The following is a 23,331-nucleotide window of genomic DNA, read 5'->3' on the forward strand; positions in this document are numbered from 1 at the left end:
TCTCGCCGAGCCGTAACGGTGAGCTTCTCAGCCGACCCAGGTCACACTGACCACGACCACCCGGCGGTCGTGGTCCAACACCACATGGACGATCAGACCCTCGCCGTGGCGGTCGGCCACGGCGTCAGCACCGACTCCCGAGCCCTCAGTCGTGCTCGCCGAGCCGGGGCGGTGGTCCGTACTCCGGTTCGTAACCGCCTATCCGGATCGGACTGCCGACCAACCGGAACTCCCCCGCCGTGACCACCGCGCCGGGGCTGTTGTCCAGCGCCGTCGGCAGATCACGAACGGCGGCAACGGGAACCCCCAGCCGACGCAGTCTCGCCTCCCAGCCGATGGCGGTGTCGGCGGCCAATGCGACGGTCACCGCGTCGAGTACTTCGGTGCGGCGCGCGGCGCGGTCTGCCATCAGCTCGAATCCGTCGATACCCGCCTCTCCCGCGAACGCCTTCCAGAACCCGTCGTGCGTGACGAACAGCGCGAGATAGCCCTCCGCCGTCGGAAAGATCTGGGCCGGAACGTAATACGAATGCGCGCCGTGCGGGCGGCGTTGCGGACGTTTCCCCTCGTTGAGGTAGGCGGCCGCGTGATAGTTCAGCTGCGACAGCATGACCTCGTACAGCGAGACGTCCACCTGCCCGCCGCGACCCGACAGGATCTGGGCAAGCAGGCCGAGCGCCGCGGTCAGACCGGTCGAATTATCGGCCGAGGAATAGCCAGGCAGGGTGGGCGGACCCGCCGGATCCCCGGTGAGCGCGGCGATGCCCGCCGCCGCCTGGATGATGTAGTCGAACGCCGGATCGTCGCCGCCGTACAGCCCGTATCCGGTGATCGCGACGCAGACGATCTTCTCGTTGTACTGCCGCAATCCCTCGTAGGTGAGTCCGAGCCGCCGGATCGCCGACGGCTTCAGATTCACCAGCAGGGCGTGCGACTGCCCGACCAGTTCGCCGAGTCGGGCCCGGCCCGCCTCGCTGCCGAGTTCGATACGGACACTGCGTTTCCCACGGTTGAGGCTCGCGAAATAGCTGTCGCTGACCTGCCGTGAGATATCGCCGCCCGCGGGCTCCACCTTGGTGACCTCGGCCCCGAGATCGGCGAGCATCATCGTCGCGTAGGGCCCGGCCAGCATGGTGCCGACCTCGAGAATCCGAATTCCGGCCAGCGGGCCGGAATTCGGAGCGCTCACCGCAACTCCTGGGCGATGGCCGCGATCATCTCCCTGGTGCGCTGTTTGGACGCCACCAATTCGTCGCGGTTGTCGCCGATCGGCAACAGTCGCACCGAGATATCGGTCGCGCCCGCGTCGGCATAGCGCCGCAGCCCGGCCGCGATCTGTTCCTCGCTACCCGCGATGCACAGGTCGCCGATATCGCGCGCGGAGCCCTGTTCCAGCAGACGCTGGTAGTTCGGGGACACCTCGGCCTCGCCGAGAATGCGATTCGCCCGCGCCTTCGCCTCGTCCACCCGGCTGGGTTCGCACAGGCAGACCGGCAGCCCGGCGACAATGCGCGGGGCGGGGCGGCCCGCGTCCGCGGCGGCCTTGCTGATCTTCGGTACCACGTGATCGGCGATAGCGCGCTCGTCGGCCATCCACAGCACGGTGCCGTCGGCCTGTTCGCCCGCGATGCGCAGCATCACCGGTCCGAGCGCGGCGATCAGCACGGGAAGAGGAGCGACCGGTCCGAGATCGAGCGGATTGTGCACGGTGAACGTCTCGTTCTCCACGTCCACCGAACCCGATCCGGCCAGCCCCGCGTTCAGCACCTCGAGGTAGTCGCGGGTGTAGGCGGCGGGTTTTTCGTAGGGCAGGCCGAGCATGTCGCGCACGATCCAGTGGTGCGACGGCCCGACGCCGAGGGCGAGCCTGCCCCCGGCCGCGGCGTGCGCCGACAGCGCCTGGCGCGCCAGGGCGATGGGATGCTGCGCCTGCAACGGCACGACAGCGGTGCCCAATTCGATACGCGAAGTTTTCAAACCCATCGCGGCGATCGTGATCAGAGCGTCGAAATCGGTGGGGATCTGCGGGATCCACGCCGTGTCCATCCCCGCCGATTCGGCCCACTCGATATCGCGCAGCATGCGCTCGAGCTTGCGCCCGGAGTCACCCTTCTCCGGCCCGATCATTACTCCGATGCGCACTGTTCCTCCAAGCTGTGTGTCGTCGGCGTCCGAGTCACGGGGCCGATGTTCCGGTCAATGCGCGGATCTCGGTGACGAGAGTTTCCAGTGGGGTGCTGGTCGGGAAGACCGCCGCCGCACCGGCTTCCAGCAGTTTGGGCACGTCGGCCTGCGGAATCGTGCCGCCGACGACTACCGCGATATCGCCCGCGTCCGCCTCGCGCAGCGCGTTCACCACGCGGGCGGTGAGCGCGACATGCGCGCCGGACAGGATGCTGAGGCCGACGACGGCGACGTCTTCCTGCAGGGCGATGGAGACGATGTCCTCCACGCGCTGGCGGATTCCGGTGTAGACCACCTCGAATCCGGCGTCGCGCAGGGTGCGCGCGACGATCTTCGCGCCGCGATCGTGTCCGTCGAGGCCGGGTTTGGCGACCAGTACGCGAGCGGGCATCAGAACACCACCGGCTGCTGGAATTCGCCCCATACCGCCTTCAGCGCGGCGGTCATCTCTCCGACCGTGCAGTAGGCGTTGGCGCAATCGATCAGGCGATGCATGAGGTTGTCGTCTCCTTCCGCGCCGCGCGAGAGCGCGGCAAGAGTGTCGCGGACGGCGGCGGGATCGCGTTCGGCTTTCACCCGGGCCAGTCGCTCGAGCTGTCGTTCGCGCCCCTCGGCGTCGAGTTCGTAGGTACCGATATCGGGCGCCGGCTCCTCGGAGACGAATTTGTTCACCCCGACCACCGGACGTTCGCCCTTCTCCACCTCGTGGTGGAGTTTGAACGCCTCGTCGGCGATGAGACCCTGCAGATAGCCGTCCTCGATGCAGCGCACCATGCCGCCGTGATCATCGAGATCACGCATGATCTCGATGATCTTCTCCTCGGTGGCGTCGGTGAGCGCCTCGACGAAGTACGAGCCGCCGAGCGGATCGGCCACGCGAGTCACGCCGGTCTCATAGGCGAGCACCTGCTGGGTGCGCAGTGCCAAGGTGGCCGATTCCTCGCTCGGCAGCGCGAACGGCTCGTCCCACGCGGCGGTGAACATGGACTGCACGCCGCCGAGTACCGAGGCCAGCGCCTCGTAGGCGACGCGCACCAGGTTGTTCTGGGCCTGCGGCGCGTACAGCGAGGCGCCGCCGGCCACACAGCCGAAGCGGAACATCGACGCCTTGTCGGTCGTGGCGCCGTACCGCTCGCGCACCAGGGTCGCCCAGCGCCGCCTGCCCGCCCGGTATTTCGCGATCTCCTCGAAGAAATCGCCGTGGGTATAGAAGAAGAAGGAGATCTGCGGGGCGAACTGGTCGATCGTCATCCGGCCGCGTTCCACCACCGTGTCGCAGTAGGTGACGCCGTCGGCCAGGGTGAACGCCATCTCCTGCACCGCGGTCGCGCCCGCGTCGCGGAAATGCGCGCCCGCCACCGAGATCGCGTTGAACCGCGGCACCTCGGCCGCGCAGAACTCGATGGTGTCGGCGATCAGACGCAGCGAGGGCTCCGGCGGCCAGATCCAGGTGCCGCGCGAGGCGTATTCCTTGAGGATGTCGTTCTGGATCGTGCCGGTCAGCTTCTCCCGCGGCACGCCCTTCTTCTCCGCGGCGGCCACATAGAAGGCCAGCAGGATCGCGGCGGTGCCGTTGATGGTGAAGCTCGTGCTGATCTTGTCCAACGGGATGCCGTCGAAGAGCACCTCGGCGTCGGCGAGGGTGTCGACCGCGACACCGACGCGCCCGACCTCCTCGCTCACCTCGGGATCGTCGGAGTCGTATCCGCATTGGGTGGGCAGGTCGAGCGCGACCGACAGACCGGTGCCGCCCTGCCCGAGCAGGTAGCGGTACCGCTTATTGGACTCCTCGGCAGTTCCGAAACCGGAGTACTGCCGGAAAGTCCACAAACGCCCCCGGTAGCCGGTGGCGAAGTTTCCGCGCGTGAAGGGATAAGCGCCCGGATCGGGCGGGTCACCGCGCCGGTCATCCGGTCCGTAGATCGGCTCCAGCGGGATTCCGGACGAGGTCTGCACTTGGTTGTTCATCAGTGAATACGATACTTTCGAAAAAGGAGAATGCCAATACCGTTTGGTGTGAACGAGACCGCAGAATGTTCTCACGACACTCTCGGGACAGGGGAGAACGATGTCCGATCTGGAACGACAACTGACCGACCGCACGCTGGTCGTCTCCGGGGCGAGCCGCGGAATCGGGTTGGCGATCGCCCTCGGCGCCGCCGCGCAGGGCGCGAACGTGGTACTGCTGGCCAAAACCGCCGAACCGCATCCGCGCCTGCCCGGCACCGTGCACACCGCCGCCGCCGAAGTGGAGGCCGCGGGCGGCAGAGCCGCCGCGGTGGTCGGCGACGTGCGCAACGAAGAGGATGTGCAGCGGGCCGTCGACCTCGCCGTCGAGCGCTTCGGCGGCGTCGACCTGTGCGTGAACAACGCCAGCGCGATCGCCACCGAGCCGACCGATCAACTGTCGGCGAAGAAGTTCGACCTGATGCAGGACATCAATATTCGCGGCACCTTCCTGCTCACCAAGGCGTGCCTGCCGCATCTGCGCAAGTCGGCCAACGCGCATGTGCTGACCATCGCGCCCCCGGTGAACATGAATCCGCGCTGGCTCGGCGCGCATCCGGCCTACACGCTGTCCAAATACGGTATGAGCCTGCTCTCTCTCGGCTGGGCCACCGAATACGCCGACGCCGGAATCGGTTTCAACTGCCTGTGGCCGCAGACCTATATCGCCACCTCGGCGGTCGCCAACCTCGACAACGGTGAACAGCGGCTCTCCTCGGCGCGCAGCCCGCAGATCATGGCCGACGCCGCCGTCGCGATCATGACCCAGCCCGCGAGCAAGGTCACCGGCAACTGCTTCATCGATGAGGACGCGGTTTCGCTCTACGCCGGTATCGATGACATGTCCCGCTACGGCGGCGGCGACAACCCCACGCTCGACCTTTTCCTGGACTGACCCGCCGATCCGGTTCCCGGCCGACTCCGCCGGGAACCGCCGACGCGGCCCGCGCCCGCTCACCCGGTGGCGAGCCGCTGGGCCTGCGCCCCATCGGATATCAGGCCGCCAGGATGAATGGGCCGGTCGGTCACCGACAGCGGACGTGCCGAGCCCCCGCGCCGCACGGACACGATCTCCGCGCCGATCGCGACGGCGGTCTCCTCCGGCGTCTGCCCGCCGAGTTCCAGGCCGATCGGTGAATGCAGGCGGCGCAGCTGCTCGTCGGTGAGTCCCGCCGCACGCAATCGCACTCTCCGTTCCCGATCGGCCCGGCGTGAACCCATCGCGCCGACATAGGCCACCGGCAGTCGCAGTGCCTCGACGAGTACGGGAATATCGAATTTCGGGTCGTGGGTCAGGACGCAGATCACGGTCCGCGCGTCGACCTGCGTTCTCGCGAGATAGGTATGCGGCCATTCCCGGACGACCTCGTTCGCGTCGGGCATCCTGGCGGGATCGGCGAAGGCCGGACGCGCCTCGCAGACGGTGACGCGATAGCCGAGCAACCGGCCGACCCGGCACAGGGCGGTGGTGAAGTCGGTGGCGCCGAAGACGAGCATGCGCGGCGGCGGTACGAACGATTCTATGAAAACCGTTCTTTCCCGATCGGCGCAGCCGATCACTCGAACGGCGGTACTTACGGTGTCGAGCATGGCCCGCCCCTGCCGGACCACCGCGGCGTCGGCACCGGGCCCGACGACGCTGTCAGGGCGCAGCGCGAGGATCGCTCCCGATTCCAGATCGCGCACAAGGGCGACGGGTCCGCCCGCATCGAGCACCGCCTCCACCGCCGGATACTGCGCGGGGGTAATGCGGTGGACGAGGATCTCGAGTTCGCCGCCACAGGTCAGACCGACCGCGAAGGCATCGGCATCGCTGTATCCGAAAACCTCGCGTACCGGTTCGCCGGTTTCGAGCACCCGCGCGCACAATTCGAACACCGCGCCCTCGACGCAGCCGCCCGACAGGCTGCCCCTGATATTTCCTTCCGCGTCCACCGCCATCGTCGCACCGGGCGGTCGCGGCGCACTTCCGGTCACCGCGACCACCGTGGCCAGCACATACGAGGCGCCGGCGGCATGCCATCGCAGAAGATAGGCACCGAGTTCGCGCATGGGAATCCTCCGGAAGTCGTCGGTCACGGCCCGCGACGGCGACCCGCCGCGGATCCGATCCGACCGCCGATCACCTCGGACTATCAGCGAGAATACAATTCTCGTACGATTCTAGCGACATATCCGTTTTCGACATAGGCGGTATTGACATCGTGCGAATCTCAATGCTAAACACATGTTCAGCATCCACGAACGGCACAGGTCGTCCGGGAGCCGGTCGAAGCCAGGACCGGCCAGCCCGATCCCCCGCTCCGATCACGATGCCCCTCACGATGTCCGAACTCGCCGACGGCGCCGATGCCCGCGCGGGGCGGCGCAGGTCGGCATCCGAGGTGAACGGAGGATCAGCCGGATGACTTCCATCAGGCCACCCCACGAGGTGGACAGCGGGCACGGCCGGAGGGCCGCCCGATGACCCGGACGCACACCCCCGCCGCCACCGGGGTCGTCGGCACCAGCGTGCCGCGCATCGAGGACGCCCGGCTGGTGACGGGCGCGGGCACTTTCGTCGACGACGTGACGCGGCCGGGGATGGCGCACGCGTGTTTCGTTCGCAGCCCGTTGCCGCGCGCGCGGATCGGCGAGATCGATATCTCCGCTGCCCTGGAGCTGGACGGCGTACTCGCCGTCTACACCGCCGCCGACCTCAATCCCGGCGCGCACCAGATCTCCTACGGACTCGACATGATCGGTATGCCGCCGGTTCCGCGTCCACCGCTGGCCGAGGAGGAAGTCCGCTTCGTCGGCGATCCGGTGGTCCTCGTGATCGCCGTCGACCGCTACGTGGCCGAGGACGCCGTCGAGTTGGTGGTCATCGACTACGAGCCGCTCGACCCGGTGGTCGACTACACCACGGCCGCTGAATCGCCGAACCTCGTGCACGCCGGGTTCGCGGGTAATTCCGCGGGCGAGATCCCCGGTCGCCCGGCCTCCGACCTGGCGCCGATCTTCGATTCGGCGGCCCATGTGGTGCGCCAGCGGATATTCCAGCAGGCCTACGCGCCGGTGCCGATGGAGACAAGGGGCATCATCGCGGAATGGTCGGTCCCCACCTCGGAGATGACGATCTGGATCTCCACCCAATCCCCCTTCGAGGTACGCGGCTTCTGCGCGCGATTGCTCGGTATCGATGAGCACCAGGTGCGCGTCATCGCCCGCGATACCGGCGGCGGCTTCGGATTGAAAGTGGCTCCGCTGCGCGAAGAGATCTGCGTGCAACTGGCCGCCCGCACACTCGGCTGCGCGGTGAAGTGGATCGAGGACCGGCAGGAAAACCTCATGTCCTCGGGCATGGCGCGACACGAGCACGCTTCTGTCGCAATGGCTTTCGACGAGGACGGCAAGATCCTCGCCGCGTCCATCGAGCACGCGCAGAATGTCGGCGCCTACCCGACGCCGTCACCGATCACCGGCGGCATACCGGTCGGCATGCTGTTCCCCGGCCCCTACCGGATCACCGATGCCTCCTTCCACATCAAATACCACTACTCCAATACCGTCGGCCGCGTCGCCTACCGCGGGCCGTGGCAGTTCGAGTCGGTGAGCCGCGAACTGCTGCTCGACCACGCGGCCAGGCAGATCGGCATCGACCCGATCGAATTGCGCAGGCGGAACATGTTGCGCCGCGACGAATTCCCCTTCGCCAACCCGAATGGCATGGTCTACGACAACGCCTCCCCCATGGAGACGCTGGAGCAGGCGGTCGAGATGCTCGACTACGACGCCTTCCGCGCACAGCAGCGCGCCGCCCGCGCGGAGGGTCGTTACCTCGGCGTCGGCACCTGCACCTATATCGAGCCGACCGCGGGCGCGAGCCCGTTCCTGAGCACCGAGGGCGCCACCATCCGGATCGCGCCGACCGGCAAGGTCAACGTCTTCGTCGCGGGCGGCTCGGCCGGTAACAGCATCGAGACCACCGTCGTCCAGTTGACCGCCGACGCGCTCGGCGTCGATATGGCCGATGTGCGCACCGTGCAGGGCGATACCGCGGTCACCCCGTTCGGCGGCGGCACCCAGGGCAGTCGCTCCGGTTCGATGACCGCGGGCGCCATCGCCGCGACCGCGTCGACCCTGCGCGAGCGCATCCACGCGATCGCCGCGCATCGGCTCGGCGTCAGCCCGGACGAGATCGAGTTCAGCGGGAGCAGGGCCACCGTCCGTGACGTTCCCGACAAGGTCCTCACCCTCGCCGAGATCGCCGAAATCGCCTATTTCCAGAGCGATTCGCTACCACCGGGAGTGCCCCCCGGCCTCGAGGCCGTCGGGCGGCACAAGACCACGCAGATGGCGATCTGGGCCAATGCGACGCACCTGTGCACCTGCGAGGTCGATATCGAGACGGGCGCGGTGAAACTGCTGCGCTACATCGTCAGCGAGGACTGCGGCCCCATGATCAACCCCGCCGTGGTCGAGGGCCAGATCTACGGCGGCACCGTGCAGGGCGTCGGCGGCGCGCTCTACGAGAATCTCGCCTACGACGAGAGCGGCAACCCGGTCGCCACCACCTTCCTCGACTATCTGATGCCGACTGCGTCGGAGGCGCCGGTCATCGAAGTCGGTCACGTCGAGACCCCGAGCCCGGGGCCGGGCAGCTTCAAGGGCGTCGGCGAGGGCGGTGCGATCGGGTCGACCCCGGCCATTCTCAACGCGGTCGCCGACGCGCTGTCACCGTTCGGCGTGGAGATCTCGAAACTGCCGCTCTCCCCCGCCACGATCGTGTCGATGCTGGACCAGGCGCGCGCCGCCGGAAAGGGTGCCGAATGAAGCCGGCGGCTTTCGAATATCACGCCCCGGCCACCGCCGAGGAGGCGGTGACGCTGCTCGCCGATCTGGGTGAGGAAGCCAAGGTCATCGCGGGCGGCCAGAGCCTGATGCCGATGCTGGCGCTGCGCTTGGCCGTTTTCGATCACCTCGTCGACCTGCGTCGGGTGACGGAATTGCGCGGCATCGAGATCAGTGGCGACACGGTCCGAATCGGCGCGGGGACAACCCATGCCGAGGTCGGCCGCTCCGAAGAGGTGCGCCGCGCGGTGCCGCTGCTGTCGCGCGCCACCCCGCACATCGGGCATTTCCAGATCCGCAACCGGGGCACCATCGGCGGCGCGATCGCCCATGCCGACGCCGCGGCGGAATATCCCGTGGTGGCCCTGACCCTGGACGCCGAGATCGAGGCGCTCTCACCACGCGGACCCCGCACGATCCCCGCCGCGGATTTCTTCACCGGCATGTGGACGACGGCGCTGGAAGCCGACGAGATCGTCACCGCGATCGTCTTCCCGGCCCGGCACGGCCGCTGCGGCTACGCCATCGAGGAATTCACCCGCCGCAGTGGCGATTTCGCGATGGCGGGGGCCGTGGTCGCGGTACGCCTGGACGCGGATTCCCGGATCGACCACTGCGCGGTCGGCCTGTTCGGACTCGCGCCGACCCCGCTGCGGGCCACGACCACCGAGGCCGGGCTGATCGGCCGTTCCATTCACGAGGTCGACATCGAGGAGATCGGCCGGTCCGCCACGACCGGACTGAACTCGGTGACGACCGATGTCCACGGCTCCGCCGACTACCGGCGCAGGGTCGGCGCGGCAATGGTGGCGCGCGCGTGGCGGCGCGCCGTAGAGGAGGCCAGCAATGACTGATATCGAGATCGAGGTCCGCGTCAACGGTGCGCTGCGCCGCGACCTGGTACCACCGCGACTGACCCTGGCCGACTATCTGCGGGAGCGGTGCGGGCTGACCGGCACCCACCTGGGGTGCGAACACGGGGTTTGCGGCGCGTGCACGATCATGCTCGACGGCGCGGCCGTGCGCGCCTGCCTGATCTTCGCCGTGCAGGCCGACGGCTCCGAGTTGACCACCGTCGAGGGTATCGCCGAACCCGACGGCACCCTGTCACCCGTGCAGGCGGCGTTCCGCGACGAACACGGACTCCAGTGCGGCTTCTGCACCCCCGGTTTCATCGTGTCCGCCACCGCGTTCCTGCGCGAGAATCCCGACCCCACCGAACCCGAGATCCGCGAAGCGATTTCGGGCAACCTCTGCCGGTGCACCGGATATCAGGGCATCATCCGGGCCGTTCGCGCCGCGGCCGACACGATCACCGCCGATTCGATCACCGCCGATTCGATCACCGCCGATTCGATCACCGCCGATTCGATCACCGCCGAGACGCCCGCCGCGCAACAGGCGTGAGCGTCCGCGTGACCTGTGAAGGACTCCTATGAAACTCGACAACACCTTCAGCATTCCCGTTCCCGCGGCGCAGGCCTTCCCCGTCCTGCTCGATCTGGAACGCATCGCCCCCTGTGTGCCCGGTGCGACCATCACCTCCAAGGAGGGCGATGACTACCACGGCAAGATCAAGGTCAAACTCGGTCCGGTCGGGCTGAGCTACAGCGGCGTCATCAAGGTCGTCTTCCAGGACGAGGACGACGGGATCGCCGTACTGGAGGGACGCGGTCGCGAAACACGCGGCAACGGAACGGCGAAGGCGACCATCACCTGCCGTCTCGTCGAAACCAACGGCGTCACCGAGGTTTTCGTCGATACCGACCTGGCCATCACCGGCAAGCCCGCCCAGTTCGGGCGCGGCGCGCTCGCTGATGTCGCGGGCACGCTCATCGGCCAGTTCGCCGCCAACCTGGCCGAGGAGATCACCGCCCAGACGCAGGCCGCTCCCGAGTCCGAGCTCGCGGCGGTCCCGAGTGCGGACGAGGCCGCGCCGTCGAGCGCGACGGCGTCCGCCACGACGGCTGCCGCCACGACGGCTGCGGCGTCGTCGCGCAAACCCGCCGAACCGATCGACTTGCTTGCCGCCGCGGGAGCGGGCAATGCCACCAGGCTCGGCGGCCTCGCGCTCGCCGGGGTCGCGGCCCTGCTGTTCGCGGTCCTGCTGCGTCGGCGTTGCGGCAAGCACGCGGCCTGAGATGTCGTGACCGGGCGCGGCCGTGACGCGCCCGGCACCATCGTCTACCACGGCTGAGAATCTGATTCTTGATTTTGGATAGTCTCAATCTTTCTGATAAGAATTGAGATAGGCGAATCAGTAGAATGTTCCTTCCGTTCCGGTATTATTCAATGATGTTCATCCCTCGGAGGGTTCCCGCCCGTCGACACACCGGCTCGGGGCACCTATGAACCGAACCGGTGAAGGCAACGTGCCCGCATGGAAACAACGCGCGGTGGAACGCTCGCTCCGGACCGCCAAACTGCGTGCCAGCCAGCGGGTTCAGCGTTTTCTCGACGCCGCGCAGGCGATCATCACCGAAAAGGGCAGCACCGATTTCACGGTGCAAGAGGTGGTCGACCGGTCGAGGCAGTCGCTGCGCAGCTTCTACCTGCAATTCGACGGGAAGCACGAGTTGCTGCTCGCACTGTACGAGGACGCGCTCGGCCGGACGGTGGAGCAGATCCGCGCGGCGACCAGCAACAGCGTGGACCCGCTGGAGAAGTTGCGCACGGCGGTCGAATTACTCTTCCAGCTCTGCCGCCCCGATCCCGATGCCAGGCGGCCGCTGTTCACCGAATTCGCTCCACAACTGCTGAGTTCCCATCCCGCCGAGGTGCGCATGGCGCACGCGTCGCTGTTCGCGCTGTTCACCGAACTGATGATCGAGGCGGAGAAGTCGACACGGCTGCAACGCGACGCGAATCCGCGCCGGTTGGCCGCGATGACCATGCACACCGTCATGTTCATCTCCCAGCCCGCGAGTATCGACGCCGACGCCAGGCCGCTCAGCGCGGCCGAGGTATGGAACTTCTGCGCCAACGGCATCACCGCCCATCCCGACGACGCGGCCGACCGACTGCTCACCTGATCGCAGCCGACGGTTCGAGCCGACGGTTTGACTGGGGCACCCCGCTTTGAAACTGTGTTAGTCAAGAATGCAAATCGCATTCTCTTTTGGGAAACAGGAGGACGCGATGAGGTTGACCCCCCTTCCGGAGGACGAGTGGGACGAGAATGTGATCAGCGCGCTGTCCCGCATGCTGCCCGAGGAACGCAGGAACCCCGAAGCGGCGGGCAACGTTCTCACCACCCTGGTGCGCCATCCCGCGCTGACCAAGGCCTTCCTGACCTTCAACATCCACCTGCTGTTCAAATCCACCCTGACGCCACGGCTGCGTGAACTCGCGATTCTGCGAGTCGCCCACCGCCGCAACTGCGCCTACGAATGGGACCACCACGCCAGGATGGCCATCGACGCCGGGCTGACCGAGAACGAGGTCGAGGCGGCGCGCGGCAATGCCCAACTCACCGACGACTTCGATCTCGCCGTCCTGCGCGCCGTCGACGAACTCGATGAGAAGTCGAACCTCTCCGACGAGACGTGGGCCGCGCTGAGCGAACACTTGGACGAACGCCAGCGCATGGATTTCGTCTTCACGGTCGGCGCGTACTCCATGCTGGCGGTGGCCATCAATACCTTCGGCATCGAGGTCGATCCGGGGCACTGACCCCCTACCGACGACTCGGGCGGCAGTACGCGATTCGCGTACCGCCGCCCGAACTGTCTACCGACCCGGCGTCAGCCCCGCGGGAGGCCGAGCACCCGCTCGGCGATGATGGTGCGCTGGATTTCGGAGGTGCCGCCCGCGATGGTGCCCGCGAAACTACGGATGTACCGTTCGAACCACCCCGCCGAGAAGTGGTCCAGATTCAGATGACTCGGCGGCGAGCTGGCGGTGGGATGGGCGAGCCCATCCAGCCCGACCGAGTACAGGGCTTGTTCCGACGCCGATTGAATGGCCTCCGAACCGAGCACCTTCAGAATCGACAGCGAAGGGACATCCTGTTCCGCTCGCGCCTCTCTGGCCAGCGCCGCCGAGCCGAGCAGCCGCAGCGCCTGGGAGTCCATGACGAGCTTCGCGAAAGCGTCGTGGTCTTGCACAGTGTGCGGCCGGAAATCCCCGAGCAGATCCTCGAGACGATCGGCGTAGCTCAGCCACAGCATGGTGCGCTCGTGTCCCAGCGAACCGGTGGCGACCGACCAGCCCCGGTCGAGTTCGCCGACGAGATTCTCGGCGGGCACGCGGACGCCCTCGAAGTAGACCTCGTTGAAATCCAGGTCGTCCGGCGAGCACACCGATGGGAACGGCCGCCTGGTCACACCGGGCAGATCCGTGGGGATCAGCAGTACGCTGATGCCCTTGTGCTTCGGCGCGGTCGGATTCGTCCGCACGAAGGTCAGGAGCACATCGGCGTCGTGCGCACCGGAGGTCCACACCTTCTGTCCGTCGACCACGAATTCGTCGCCGTCACGCACCGCACGCGTGCGCAGCCCCGCCAGATCCGAACCGGCCCCCGGCTCGCTCATCCCGAGGGCGGCGGTGATCTCCGCCCGCAGGATCGGCACGGCCCAGCGCCGTTTCTGTTCCTCGGTGCCGAAAGACAGCAGCGAGGCGGCGATGATGCCGAGGCCCTGCGGATTGAAGCTGTGGTAGATCCGCCGCTTGGACAGTTCCTCCAGGTGCACGTACTGCTGGAGCAACGAGGCGTTGCGTCCGCCGAATTCTGGAGGATTCGCGGGCAGCAGCCAGCCGTTGTCGAACAGCAGTCGCTGCCACTGCCGCGCCCACTCGGGCACGTGCGCGCTGGACTTGGACCGCTCTGTCGCGACGTCCTCACCCGGCAGATGTTCGGTGAGGAAGGCGACGAATTCGGCGCGGAATCCCTCGACATCGGGATCAAACGTGAGCTGCACGGTACTCCTCGGAGATCAGCGCCCGATGCTCGGCCGCGCCGCCGAGCAGCAACTCGCCGGCCTTGGCGCGCTTGAGCGCGAACTGTAAGTCATTTTCCCAGGTGAAACCCATGGCGCCGAACAGTTGCAGCCCGTGCCGGAAGACCAGGGACTGGCATTCGCCCGCGGACGCCTTCGCCATGGACGCGGCCAGACGCCTGCGCGGGTCGTCGGCGGCAAGGCACAGCGCGGCGAAATAGCCGAGCGCGCGGGCACGTTCGATCGCGATATGCATATCGGCGGCCTTGTGCTGCACCGCCTGGAACGATCCGATCAGCGTGTCGAACTGCTTGCGCGTGCGGACATGGTCGAGGACCAGATCCAGAATGCGCTGACAGGCGCCGACGGTGGTGATGGCGAGTCCGGTGAGCGCGTGCTGGCGGGCGCGTTCCGGGTCGGCCGAGGTGCGGTCGGCATTGGTGACCCGCACATCGGCGAAGCAGACCTCGGCGATATGAAGGACGGGATCGAAGACCGAGGTGCGGGTCGCGGTCACCGCGTCGGCGGGCACGACGAACACTCCGGCCGGGGTCACCACGGCGAACTGTTCGGCGCGATCGCCGTCGAGCACGTGGCGGGCCGTGCCGTTCAACCGCCAGCCCTGCCCGTCGCGGCTCGGCACCACACCGGAATACACCGCGGTGCCAGGGCGATCGATCGCTCCGGCATCAGGGACGAGGGGCGCGAACTGCGACACCGACGCGAGGAAGGGCGTGGGGTCGGTGGCCCGGCCGAGCCCTTCGAGGACGATCGCCAACTCGACGGCGAGGTCCGGATCCGTGAGTTCGGTCCAGCCGAGGCCGACATAGGTCTGCCAGAGCTGACCGGCTTCGATGTCCTTGTCGACGATGTCTCGAATGAGCGCGGGCGGGCACTCTCTTGCCGTGACTTCACGCACTGTATCGCGCAATAGTCGCTGGTCGGCGTCGAACTCGAACAGCATCTCTGCCTCCCTCCTTTCGCGGAATGAAGATGTACTTCCATGAGAATAACATTCTCAATTCGGAAAGGGCCGATCTGATTCGCCCTCTGACCACGCCGATTCCCCGCCTCCGAAGGCTTGACAACCGCCGCCGAAACGCCTAAGCGCGACCGATTCCGTTCGATCCGACAAGCGAAACGATCGAATTTCGTATGCGTGTTTCTGACACGTTTTCGCAGCGCATACGCTTCGATTTCGGTGTCTCACAGCCATGTCGGGCTACCAGGTCCTCCCGGTGGCCGATACACAGCGGCCGATGGAGTTCACGTCGGCCAGCGATTCTTCACGGTGATATCAGGCGTACGGCCCACGCTGGCTCCGGCCGCGGCCGCGATACGGGCAAAGGTCACCGCGTCATAGACTGCGGCGCCGCACGGATCGTTGTTGAAGTAGACGAAGACATCCTCATTGTCGGACCAGGTGTCCCGTAATCGCGCCGACCAGGACCGCAGCGCCGAACGACCGTAGCGAGGCCACGGCCGCGCGCGACCGGAGTGTAATCGCAGATAACCCCAACCCGCGGTCCGCCACAAGGGCGTCACCGGCCTGGAACCGGAATCAGCCCAGCACAGGGCGGCGCCGTGGGTGTCGAGAACGGCTCGGACCTCCGGCGTCCACCACGAATCGTGTCGGGGCTCGACCGCGACACGCACATCCGGTGGAAAACAACGAAGGCACTGGTCGAGCAGTGGCGGGTCGGCACGCAAGGTCGGCGGGAGCTGCAACAGCACCGGCCCCAACCGATGCCCGAGCCCCGCCGCGTGATCGACGAGGCGCCGCACCGGTTCCTCGGGTTCTCGCAATCGCTTGATATGAGTGAGGAAACGACTCGCCTTGACCGCTATACGAAAGTCGTCCGGAGTCCGCGCCCGCCACGCGGCGAAGGTTTCGCGACTGGGCAGCCGGTAGAAGGCATTGTTGATTTCGACCGTGGAGAATCTCTCGGCATACATTTCCAGCCATGATCGCTGGGGCAGGTCTGCCGGATACAGAATGTTGCGCCAGTCCTTGTACTGCCAGCCGGAGGTTCCGACGAATAGCGCCATGACATCGATGACAGCACACTGATGGCACTCCGTCACCGTGTCGCTGTACGGTGCGGTGCGGTCGAGCGGATCGGCGTCGCGCGGCCCCTGCCTCACGTCGACCGGGCGCCGCGCGGCGCTGTCGCCGAGCGGATACCCGCTGCCGATGACTTCGGCACGTATCGACCTCCGTCCATGACGGATTCGGCCGTGCCGTCCCCTCCGGATTCCGTACTCCCGCCGCACGCCACATGGCCCGACGAACACCAGGTATCCAATTCATCCGACAGCGTGGCCCACTCGAGCACGCCGCGCGGCCGACATCGTCTCACCGTCGCGTGCCCGTGACCCCTCCTCGATCGGCACGTCGCGGTGTCGGCGGTGTCGACTCCCGGTGGCCGTGCGTCATCGAACAGCCGAATCGAGTTTTGCGGAACGGGTCGCACATGGTCAAACATGTGCGGTGTCCCAATTTGTCCTACCTTCGACCATGCGGAAGGAGGCCCCCGTGGCCGACCCTCATCGCACGATCGCGCGCTACCTCCGGGAACGCCGGGAAGCCGCGGGGATGACGCGTGCCGCGTTGGCGAAGGCGGCCGCCCTGTCCCCGGGACTGATCCAGAAAATCGAACAGGGTTCCCGCACACCGACGCTCGCCGCGCTCGCCGCGCTCTTCGAAGCCCTGTCGGTCCCGCCGACCCTGTGCGACCACATCATCAGCCTGACCATGCCGAGCCGACTCAACGCCTCGCTGAGCGGTGACGCACACATCGTGCTGCCCTCGGATCTGGCCGTCCTGAACAGCATCCCGCACCCCGCATGCTTCCAATCCCAGCCGACCTTCGACGTGCTGGCCGCCAATGACGCGTGGACCCACTGGTTCCCCGGCTGCGAGCCCGGCACCAACATCCTCGAATGGATGATGTTGCACCCCGCGGCCAAGGCCTTGCTTCCGCAGTGGCGCAGACAGACCCATCTCATGGTCTACGCGTTCCGCATCATGGGTCCCGGCCTCGTCTCCCCGGAACGCATAGCCGAGATCGTCCGCACCTGCGAGCGGGCACCGGAATGGGCTGAACTCTGGACCACCGAAGTGGCACCGGAGGATATTCCCCGCCCCACGATCCTGGTGAACGATCCCGACACCACCGAAACCCGCGAAATGTACGCGGGGAACCTCAAATTCGACTTCCCGCGCAGACAGTGGTGGATGTACTCGCTGGTGCCGGTGACATGAACACATCGGCTCGGATCAGGGTGGCCGCAGGCGACCGTGGTTCCGAGGATTCCCCCGACCCGGCGGACTCGGGATCCGAGCGCGGCGCGGTGCGCTAGCGAATGCGCTGCACGACGACCGCCGCGCCGAGCCCGAGACCGCCGGGGATGGCCAGTAGCGCGAATTCGCCGTCGACGCGAGTGAGCTGATCCAGTGCGTTGACCAGGAGCATCCCGCCGCTGGCGCCCAGTGGATGTCCGGTGGCGACAGCGCCGCCGTTCGGATTCACCCGGTCGGGGTCGAGGTTCAGCTCTCGTGTCATCAGGAGTGGAGACACCGCGAAGGACTCGTTGGCCTCCACGACGTCGAGCTGGGCGGCGGTGATTCCGGCTGCTCCGAGCGCGTCCCGCGCCGCCTGCACGGCCGCGGTGAGCCGGGGAGAGCGGACCGCTGCCTGTGCCGCGCCCACGATCCGGGCGATCGGCTCGGTCCCGAGCCCGGATCCGGCCCGCTTCGATCCAAGGACGATCGCGCAGGCTCCGTCGGCCAGTTGCGGCGCGGTGCCGATCGTGTGCAGACCACCGGCAGGTCGCCGGGCATCGGGCAGTCGCCGAACCACGCGCTCCCAGGCCGGGTCATCCGCGAAAAGAGTTGCCAGCGCGGCGAATTCCGCCAGGTCGGCCTCGGGTCTCGCGCCTTCGTCGCGCGCGAGGATCACCGAGTCACCGGAGACGACCGGGATGATCGATTCCGAGGTGGGCGCCGCGGCCGAGCGGTGATGGGATCGCACCGCGTAGCCGTCGAGTTCTTCCCTGGTGAAACCGGCATCGGCCGCGGTGAGATCCGCCGCCACCCCGATCGTGACGTAGCCGGTGCTGTCCTGGAGCTGACCCTCGAAGGCGAAGGCCGGTTTGTCGAGGAGCATCGGCACGCGCGACATCGACTCCACGCCACCGGCGATGACGACCTCGTTCATGCCGGAGGCCACCTTGGCGGCGGCGGTTCCGATGGCGTCGAGACCCGAGCAGCACAGTCGCGACACCACACCGCCGGGAATCGTGTCCGGCCAGCCCGCCCACAGCGCGGCGGCGCGCGCGACGTCGCCGCCCTGCTCGCCCGCCGCGGTGCTGGTGCCGATGACGATGTCCTCGGCGAGGTCGGCGCTCGCGCCTCGTTTCCGCAGGGCCCGCAGCAAGGTGGCGAGGAGCTCGTGGGCAGGTACTTCCGCCAATGTCCCGCCACCGCGCCTGACCCGCCCTTTCGGCGTCCTCACGGCGTCGTACACGTACACATCTGATGCGAACTGAGACATAGGTTTCCAATCCGTCCGTCACGCCGGTCGTACACCGACCGGCGGGCGCGGGTCACTGCGTGAGGGTCGGCCGGGTGCGAAGCTCCCGCTTGAGCAACTTGCCCACCGCGTTGCGCGGGAGCAGGTCGCGGACCTCGAGACGCTCGGGCAGTTTGAACGAGGCGATCTTGCGCTCGCGCAGGAACGAGACCAGTTCCGCCAGTGCGAGTTCGGCGCCAGGACGCAGCACGACCACCGCCGCGACGCGCTCGCCGAGCACCTCGTCCGGATCGCCGACCACGGCGACCTCGGCGACCGCCGGGTGTTCGGCGATGATGCCCTCGAGTTCGGCGGGCGCGATGTTCATGCCGCCGCGGATGATCAGATCCTTGCCTCGATCCACGTAGCGCAGGAACTGGTTCCGATCGCCGGCGATCTCGAAGATGTCGCCGGTCTTCAGATATCCCTCGTCGTCGAACGGGCTCGTCAGGTTCTCCCCGTCGACGTATCCGGGGAATACGTTGGGTCCGGCGATGCGGAGTTCGCCAGGCCGCCCCGCCTCGGTGATCTCCACACCGGTCTCGACGTCGACGAGTTTCACGTCGACTCGCCCCGCGAACCGCGACGACCAGGTGACACCCGACGCGCCGTAGCGCGGGAAGTACCGTGCCCGATCGTCGGGATCGGGGAAATCCTCGGGACTCGACAGCAACGCGACGCCTTCGTTGGAACCGAAGAAGTTGATCACGCCGAGGCCGAACCGTTCCTGCCAGCCGCGCACCATGGCGGGCTGCAGCGGTGCGGAGCCGGAGCCGATACGCGTCAGACTCGACAGATCGATCTTCGACAACAGTTCGTCGTTGTGCAGCAGCATCCACAGCAGCGCCGGTGGCGCGATGGTGTAGGTGACCCGCTCCGTGGCGATCTGTCCGAAGAACGTGGCGGCGTCGAAAGGATGATGCTGCACCAGGGTCGCGCCGGTGAGCAGCCAGGGCAGCAACATTCCGCAGATCGCCGCCATGTTGATCATCGGGAACGGGTTGAGCAGGATGTCGGCGACCGTCACCCGGGGCGCGTCGATCGTCGCGACCGAGAAGGCGATCCAGTCGAAGTGAGTGCGCCGCACGCCCTTCGGCTCGCCTTCGGTGCCCGAGGTCCAGCAGATCGTCACGCAGTCGTTGGGTTCGTTGGGGTCTGCCGCGCGTCTCGATTCGATCCGCGCCCGGTCACGCTCGGTCGCGGGCGCGGGCACGATGTGGGAGCCGCCGGCGTCGGCGGCTTCCTCCGCGGCGCCGATGGTCAGCACCGAGCGCAGTGCGGGCATCCGGTCGCGAGCCGCGAGGACGTCGGCCGCCGGGCTTCGGTCACCGAATTCGGTCGTGGTGATCATGACCGCGAAGTTCGCCTTGTTCGCCATCGTGACGACTTCGTGTTCGCGGTACTGCATCGCGAGCGGCGAGACGATCGCGCCGATCGACCAGGCGGCGAGGTAGACCTCGACCAGCTCGATCGAGTTCGGCAGCTGCACGCCGATCACGTCGCCCCGGCCGATGCCGTGCTCGAGGAGGCGGGCCGCGAGGTGGGTGACCTCGGATTCCAGTTCGTTCCAGCTCACCCGGCGCGGGTCCGAGCCGACCAGAGCGCGGCGGTTGGCGGGATCGACGAGCGCGGTCGCGTCGCCGCGTGCCGCTACTTGGTCGCGGAATGTCTGGTCCAGGGTCTGCGCCGTCCACCATCCGCGCCGGAGATAGTCGTCGACGCGATGTCGCGGATGCAGTCCGCGCGTCGCCTTGCCCTCGGGTTCGCCTTCCCGACCCGAGTGGATCACAGGCCGATCGCCTCTGCCGCGCTGTCGGCGGTGCGCCAGCGGCGCAACTCCTGCCCCGATGCCCACGTCGAGTGGGTGCCGCTGGAAATCCGCTCCGGCAGTTCGATTGTGCACACCGGACCGTCACCGACCCTGGCGGCGTCGAAGACCAGGCAGTAGGACGCGTCCGCGTTCATGTCGGTGGTGAGCGTGACGAGGTAGCCGTCGTCTTCGCCCGAGCTGCCGACCCGCGGCGCCATGGACGTCTCGCTGCCGAATACGCCCTCGCCGAAGGAGTAGTGCTCCTCCCCGCCGGTCCGCACGTCGTGTTTGACCAACCCGTCGAACAGGAACCATCCCGGCTTGCCGGTGGCGGCGTAGACATAGCGGTGCTCGCGACCGCCGTGCCCGCCGTTGATCATTCCGAACTCGGTGATCCGATCACTGAGGCGCTCCTCTTTCACCTGCCCGGTGACGAGGTTGAACCGCCAGCGATGCAGTCGCGTCTGCAGGCAGTCCAGTGCCAGGTAACGGAAGGCGCGCTGCCATTTGCCGGTGATGCCTTCCGGGGACGGCTCGGGTTCGCCCTGATAGAACCCGTCCATGACGATCTCGTCGCCGTCCTCGTAGGCGTTGGCGAAGTGCAGGACATAGGTCGGATCGGCCTCGAACCACGTGATGTCGGCGCTCTGGCCGCGCCGGGGGATCACCGCGAATCGCGCGGGCAGGTCGCGATGGAATCGCGGCGCGTGAACGCCGTGCTTCAACCCTTCGAGATCCCAGAACATGGGCAGGTCGTTGAGGATCGCGTAGTTCTCGGTGAACGCCATGTCGTGCGGCAACCGCGGCCCGGGCAGCGGGATGTCGACGTAGTGCACCAGGTCGTTGTTCTCGTCCACGACGCCGTAGTTCATGTACGGCGCCTCTTTGCCGTAGTTGAAGAACAGCAGCTCGCCCGTGGTGTCGTCGACCTTGGGGTGCGCCGAGACGCCGAGGTGGTAGGGGAACTTCCCGTTCCAGTCCTCCTTCCCCAATGTCTCGGCGCTGTAGGGGTCGAGACGGTAGAGGTCGCCGCACTGCCAGAAGCTCGTCAGCGCCCGGCCGCGGTGCACGGTGACGTCGGTGCTCGAGGCGTCTTTCATCCGACGCCGAGCGCCCCACCCGTCTTCGCGCTTGGACCAGGTCGGCATCTCCGAGACGCCCGCCCAGATCGCATGGCCCGCTTCGTTCTCCGCGAGCAGGCCGTCGGTTCGGACGAAGCGATTGCGGTAGAACGCCTTTCCGTCCCGGAAGCCGACGGCGTGGATCATGCCGTCACCGTCGAACGGATGGTAGTTCCTGATCGCGGGGTGGAGCGGGTTCTCGGTGTTGCGGAGGTAGACACCGTCCAGGTCGGCAGGGATCGCGCCTTCGACGACACGGAGATCGTCGGCCTTCCACTCGGTGGTCTGCGGCCGCCACGGCCCCGTCCGGTACGGGTGATCGTCATCCTCGGGAAGGGTCGACAGCAATCGTCCCACCACGTCAACGTCCATGACCTCAACTCACCTCTCACGATTCACCGGTGTCCCAACGCGGGACCGATGCGGGGTACCGCGTTCTCCAACCGTTCTACAACTAAGAGAGTTACCACTCGATGCCACCCTGTCAAGCGCTGTGCCATACATCGACCCCGGTTTGCGCGATCGAGCCGAAGGGCCTCGACAGCCAAGCTATGCTCTCGTAGTTGTAGTACGAATTCAATCCCGAATACCCCGAAAGCGGTGAAGCGATGGCTCCCGAACCCGTGTGGATCGCCGGCGGATATCAGTCGGATTTCTCGCGGAACATCACCAGGGAAGGGCTCGACATCAGCGCCCTCACCTCGGAAGTCGTTCACGGCACATTGGATTCGTCAGGTCTGTCCGCCGCCGACATCGAAGTCATCCACGTCGCCAATGCCTTCGGGCAGGTCTACACCGGGCAGGGGCACCTGGGCGCGATGCCCGCGTCGGTGGTCCCCGACTTGTGGGGCGTGCCGGCCACCCGGCACGAAGGAGCGTGTGCCTCGGGCTCGCTGGCGGTACTCGCCGCCATGGCCGACCTCGAGTCCGGCCGCTACGACTGCGCCCTCGTCCTCGGCATCGAGCTGGAGAAGAACGTGCCAGGCGATACCGGCGCCGAGTACATGGCAGGCGCCGCCTGGCTCGGCCACGAGGGCCAGGACGCGAAGTTCATGTGGCCCTACACGTTCAGCCGGGTGGCAGAGGAATACGACAAGCGCTACGGACTCGACCCTCGGCATCTGTGGCGCATCGCCGAGCTGAATGCCGGCAACGCCAGGAGGAATCCGAACGCGCAGACCCGCGGCTGGGAGTACGGACCGACAGCGTTCACCGAGGACCTCACCGCGAACCCCGTCGTGGAGGGCCGCCTGCACAAGGTCGATTGCGGACCGCTCACCGATGGCGGCGCGGGGGTGGTGCTGCTGTCCGATCGCTACCTCGCCGCGCATCCGGATGTGCGGTCGCGGCCGATATCGGCAATTCTCGGCTGGGGACACCGCACGGTCGGACTCCCGCTCGAGGAGAAGTTGCGGCGCAGCGCCGATCAGCCGCTGATGTTCCCGCACGTCGCCGCCGCGATCCAGGACGCGTTCGCGCGCGCGGGCCTCGCCGGTGTCGACGACCTCGATCTGATCGAGACACACGACTGCTTCACCGCCAGCGAGTACATGGCGATCGACCATTTCGGGTTGACGGCACCCGGAGAGAGCTGGCGCGCGATCGAGGCCGGTGATCTGGAGATCGGCGGCAGGCTGCCGATGAACCCGAGCGGCGGCCTGCTCGGCGGCGGACATCCCGTCGGAGCGACCGGTGTCCGGATGCTGCTCGACTGCCACCGGCAGATCACCGGCACGGCAGGCGACTACCAGATCCCCGACGCTCGACGCGCCGCCACGCTCAACTTCGGCGGCAGCACGACGACAACCGTCAGCTTCGTCGTCGGCTGAGCCAGGCCGAGTCCGTATCCAGCACAGATTGTGAGT

General features: G+C 67.2%; 20 protein-coding genes. 9 read left to right on the plus strand and 11 right to left on the minus strand.

The annotated features are described in order from the left end of the window. Window positions 1-145 precede the first annotated feature (145 nt). The 4 genes from ABZS43_RS11630 to ABZS43_RS11645 are packed head-to-tail and all read right to left on the minus strand — an operon-like array spanning window position 146 to window position 4,152. The gene (locus ABZS43_RS11630) at window positions 146-1,189 is read right to left on the minus strand and encodes a CoA transferase (protein WP_355035793.1); all 1,044 of its coding nucleotides are present in this window, start codon (window positions 1,187-1,189) and stop codon (window positions 146-148) included. Next, window positions 1,186-2,142 carry an LLM class F420-dependent oxidoreductase gene (locus ABZS43_RS11635; RefSeq protein WP_355035794.1) on the minus strand — a complete coding sequence of 319 codons (957 nt, stop codon included), beginning with the start codon at window positions 2,140-2,142 and terminating at the stop codon, window positions 1,186-1,188. The genes ABZS43_RS11630 and ABZS43_RS11635 overlap by 4 nt, the downstream gene beginning before the upstream one ends. Before the next feature lie 34 nt (window positions 2,143-2,176). After that, window positions 2,177-2,575, minus strand: a complete 399-nt coding sequence (locus ABZS43_RS11640; protein WP_355035795.1) for a cobalamin B12-binding domain-containing protein — start codon at window positions 2,573-2,575, stop codon at window positions 2,177-2,179. Beyond that, entirely contained in the window at window positions 2,575-4,152 is a 1,578-nt protein-coding gene (locus tag ABZS43_RS11645; protein WP_355035796.1) for a methylmalonyl-CoA mutase family protein, read from the minus strand. The genes ABZS43_RS11640 and ABZS43_RS11645 overlap by 1 nt, the downstream gene beginning before the upstream one ends. Before the next feature lie 100 nt (window positions 4,153-4,252). Between ABZS43_RS11645 and ABZS43_RS11650 the strand changes: the two genes are divergently transcribed. Continuing rightward, on the plus strand, window positions 4,253-5,086 hold the full coding sequence (locus ABZS43_RS11650) for an SDR family oxidoreductase (RefSeq protein WP_355035797.1): 834 nt from the start codon (window positions 4,253-4,255) through the stop codon (window positions 5,084-5,086). Between the two features lie 59 nt (window positions 5,087-5,145). Here the strand turns inward: ABZS43_RS11650 and ABZS43_RS11655 are convergent, their stop codons facing one another. Continuing rightward, on the minus strand, window positions 5,146-6,243 hold the full coding sequence (locus tag ABZS43_RS11655; RefSeq protein WP_355035798.1) for an XdhC family protein: 1,098 nt from the start codon (window positions 6,241-6,243) through the stop codon (window positions 5,146-5,148). 411 nt (window positions 6,244-6,654) lie between these two features. Here ABZS43_RS11655 and ABZS43_RS11660 point away from each other — a divergent pair, with 411 nt between their 5' ends. From ABZS43_RS11660 to ABZS43_RS11685, 6 genes are all read left to right on the plus strand, one after another. Continuing rightward, on the plus strand, window positions 6,655-9,006 hold the full coding sequence (locus ABZS43_RS11660; protein ID WP_355035799.1) for a xanthine dehydrogenase family protein molybdopterin-binding subunit: 2,352 nt from the start codon (window positions 6,655-6,657) through the stop codon (window positions 9,004-9,006). Continuing rightward, window positions 9,003-9,878: a xanthine dehydrogenase family protein subunit M gene (locus ABZS43_RS11665; RefSeq protein ID WP_355035800.1), complete on the plus strand. Its 876-nt coding sequence runs from the start codon at window positions 9,003-9,005 to the stop codon at window positions 9,876-9,878. Before ABZS43_RS11660 ends, ABZS43_RS11665 begins: the two co-directional genes overlap by 4 nt. Further along, window positions 9,871-10,431 carry a (2Fe-2S)-binding protein gene (locus ABZS43_RS11670; RefSeq protein WP_355035801.1) on the plus strand — a complete coding sequence of 187 codons (561 nt, stop codon included), beginning with the start codon at window positions 9,871-9,873 and terminating at the stop codon, window positions 10,429-10,431. The genes ABZS43_RS11665 and ABZS43_RS11670 overlap by 8 nt, the downstream gene beginning before the upstream one ends. Window positions 10,432-10,459: 28 nt before the next feature. Beyond that, on the plus strand, window positions 10,460-11,164 hold the full coding sequence (locus ABZS43_RS11675; RefSeq protein WP_355035802.1) for an SRPBCC family protein: 705 nt from the start codon (window positions 10,460-10,462) through the stop codon (window positions 11,162-11,164). Between the two features lie 208 nt (window positions 11,165-11,372). Continuing rightward, window positions 11,373-12,056 (plus strand): TetR/AcrR family transcriptional regulator, encoded by a 684-nt coding sequence (locus ABZS43_RS11680; RefSeq protein WP_355035803.1) that lies wholly within the window; start codon window positions 11,373-11,375, stop codon window positions 12,054-12,056. A 106-nt stretch (window positions 12,057-12,162) separates the two neighbouring features. Further along, window positions 12,163-12,696, plus strand: a complete 534-nt coding sequence (locus ABZS43_RS11685; RefSeq protein WP_355035804.1) for a carboxymuconolactone decarboxylase family protein — start codon at window positions 12,163-12,165, stop codon at window positions 12,694-12,696. Between the two features lie 71 nt (window positions 12,697-12,767). Here ABZS43_RS11685 and ABZS43_RS11690 read toward each other — a convergent pair whose 3' ends face one another. From ABZS43_RS11690 to ABZS43_RS11700, 3 genes are all read right to left on the minus strand, one after another. After that, window positions 12,768-13,943, minus strand: coding sequence for an acyl-CoA dehydrogenase family protein (locus ABZS43_RS11690; RefSeq protein ID WP_355035805.1), 1,176 nt, complete (start codon window positions 13,941-13,943; stop codon window positions 12,768-12,770). Then, on the minus strand, window positions 13,927-14,925 hold the full coding sequence (locus ABZS43_RS11695) for an acyl-CoA dehydrogenase (RefSeq protein ID WP_355035806.1): 999 nt from the start codon (window positions 14,923-14,925) through the stop codon (window positions 13,927-13,929). The genes ABZS43_RS11690 and ABZS43_RS11695 overlap by 17 nt, the downstream gene beginning before the upstream one ends. A 302-nt stretch (window positions 14,926-15,227) precedes the next feature. Then, entirely contained in the window at window positions 15,228-16,010 is a 783-nt protein-coding gene (locus ABZS43_RS11700; protein WP_355035974.1) for a DUF72 domain-containing protein, read from the minus strand. A gap of 487 nt (window positions 16,011-16,497) precedes the next feature. Between ABZS43_RS11700 and ABZS43_RS11705 the strand changes: the two genes are divergently transcribed. Next, on the plus strand, window positions 16,498-17,226 hold the full coding sequence (locus tag ABZS43_RS11705; RefSeq protein ID WP_355035807.1) for a helix-turn-helix domain-containing protein: 729 nt from the start codon (window positions 16,498-16,500) through the stop codon (window positions 17,224-17,226). A gap of 94 nt (window positions 17,227-17,320) precedes the next feature. Here the strand turns inward: ABZS43_RS11705 and ABZS43_RS11710 are convergent, their stop codons facing one another. From ABZS43_RS11710 to ABZS43_RS11720, 3 genes are read right to left on the minus strand one after another with little or no spacing between them, the layout of a single operon-like run. After that, window positions 17,321-18,517, minus strand: coding sequence for a thiolase family protein (locus tag ABZS43_RS11710; protein ID WP_355035808.1), 1,197 nt, complete (start codon window positions 18,515-18,517; stop codon window positions 17,321-17,323). A 52-nt stretch (window positions 18,518-18,569) separates the two neighbouring features. Continuing rightward, a complete protein-coding gene (locus ABZS43_RS11715) occupies window positions 18,570-20,324 on the minus strand; it encodes a class I adenylate-forming enzyme family protein (RefSeq protein WP_355035809.1) in 1,755 nt (584 codons plus the stop codon). Continuing rightward, window positions 20,321-21,838, minus strand: coding sequence for a carotenoid oxygenase family protein (locus ABZS43_RS11720; RefSeq protein WP_355035810.1), 1,518 nt, complete (start codon window positions 21,836-21,838; stop codon window positions 20,321-20,323). The genes ABZS43_RS11715 and ABZS43_RS11720 overlap by 4 nt, the downstream gene beginning before the upstream one ends. Before the next feature lie 236 nt (window positions 21,839-22,074). On the opposite strand from ABZS43_RS11720, the gene ABZS43_RS11725 reads away from it, so the two are divergent. Continuing rightward, on the plus strand, window positions 22,075-23,295 hold the full coding sequence (locus tag ABZS43_RS11725; RefSeq protein ID WP_355035811.1) for an acetyl-CoA acetyltransferase: 1,221 nt from the start codon (window positions 22,075-22,077) through the stop codon (window positions 23,293-23,295). Window positions 23,296-23,331: the final 36 nt, after the last annotated feature.

Origin of the sequence: Nocardia sp. NPDC005366 (assembly GCF_040606855.1) — a bacterium.
In the GTDB taxonomy this organism is placed as follows: Bacteria; Actinomycetota; Actinomycetes; order Mycobacteriales; family Mycobacteriaceae; genus Nocardia.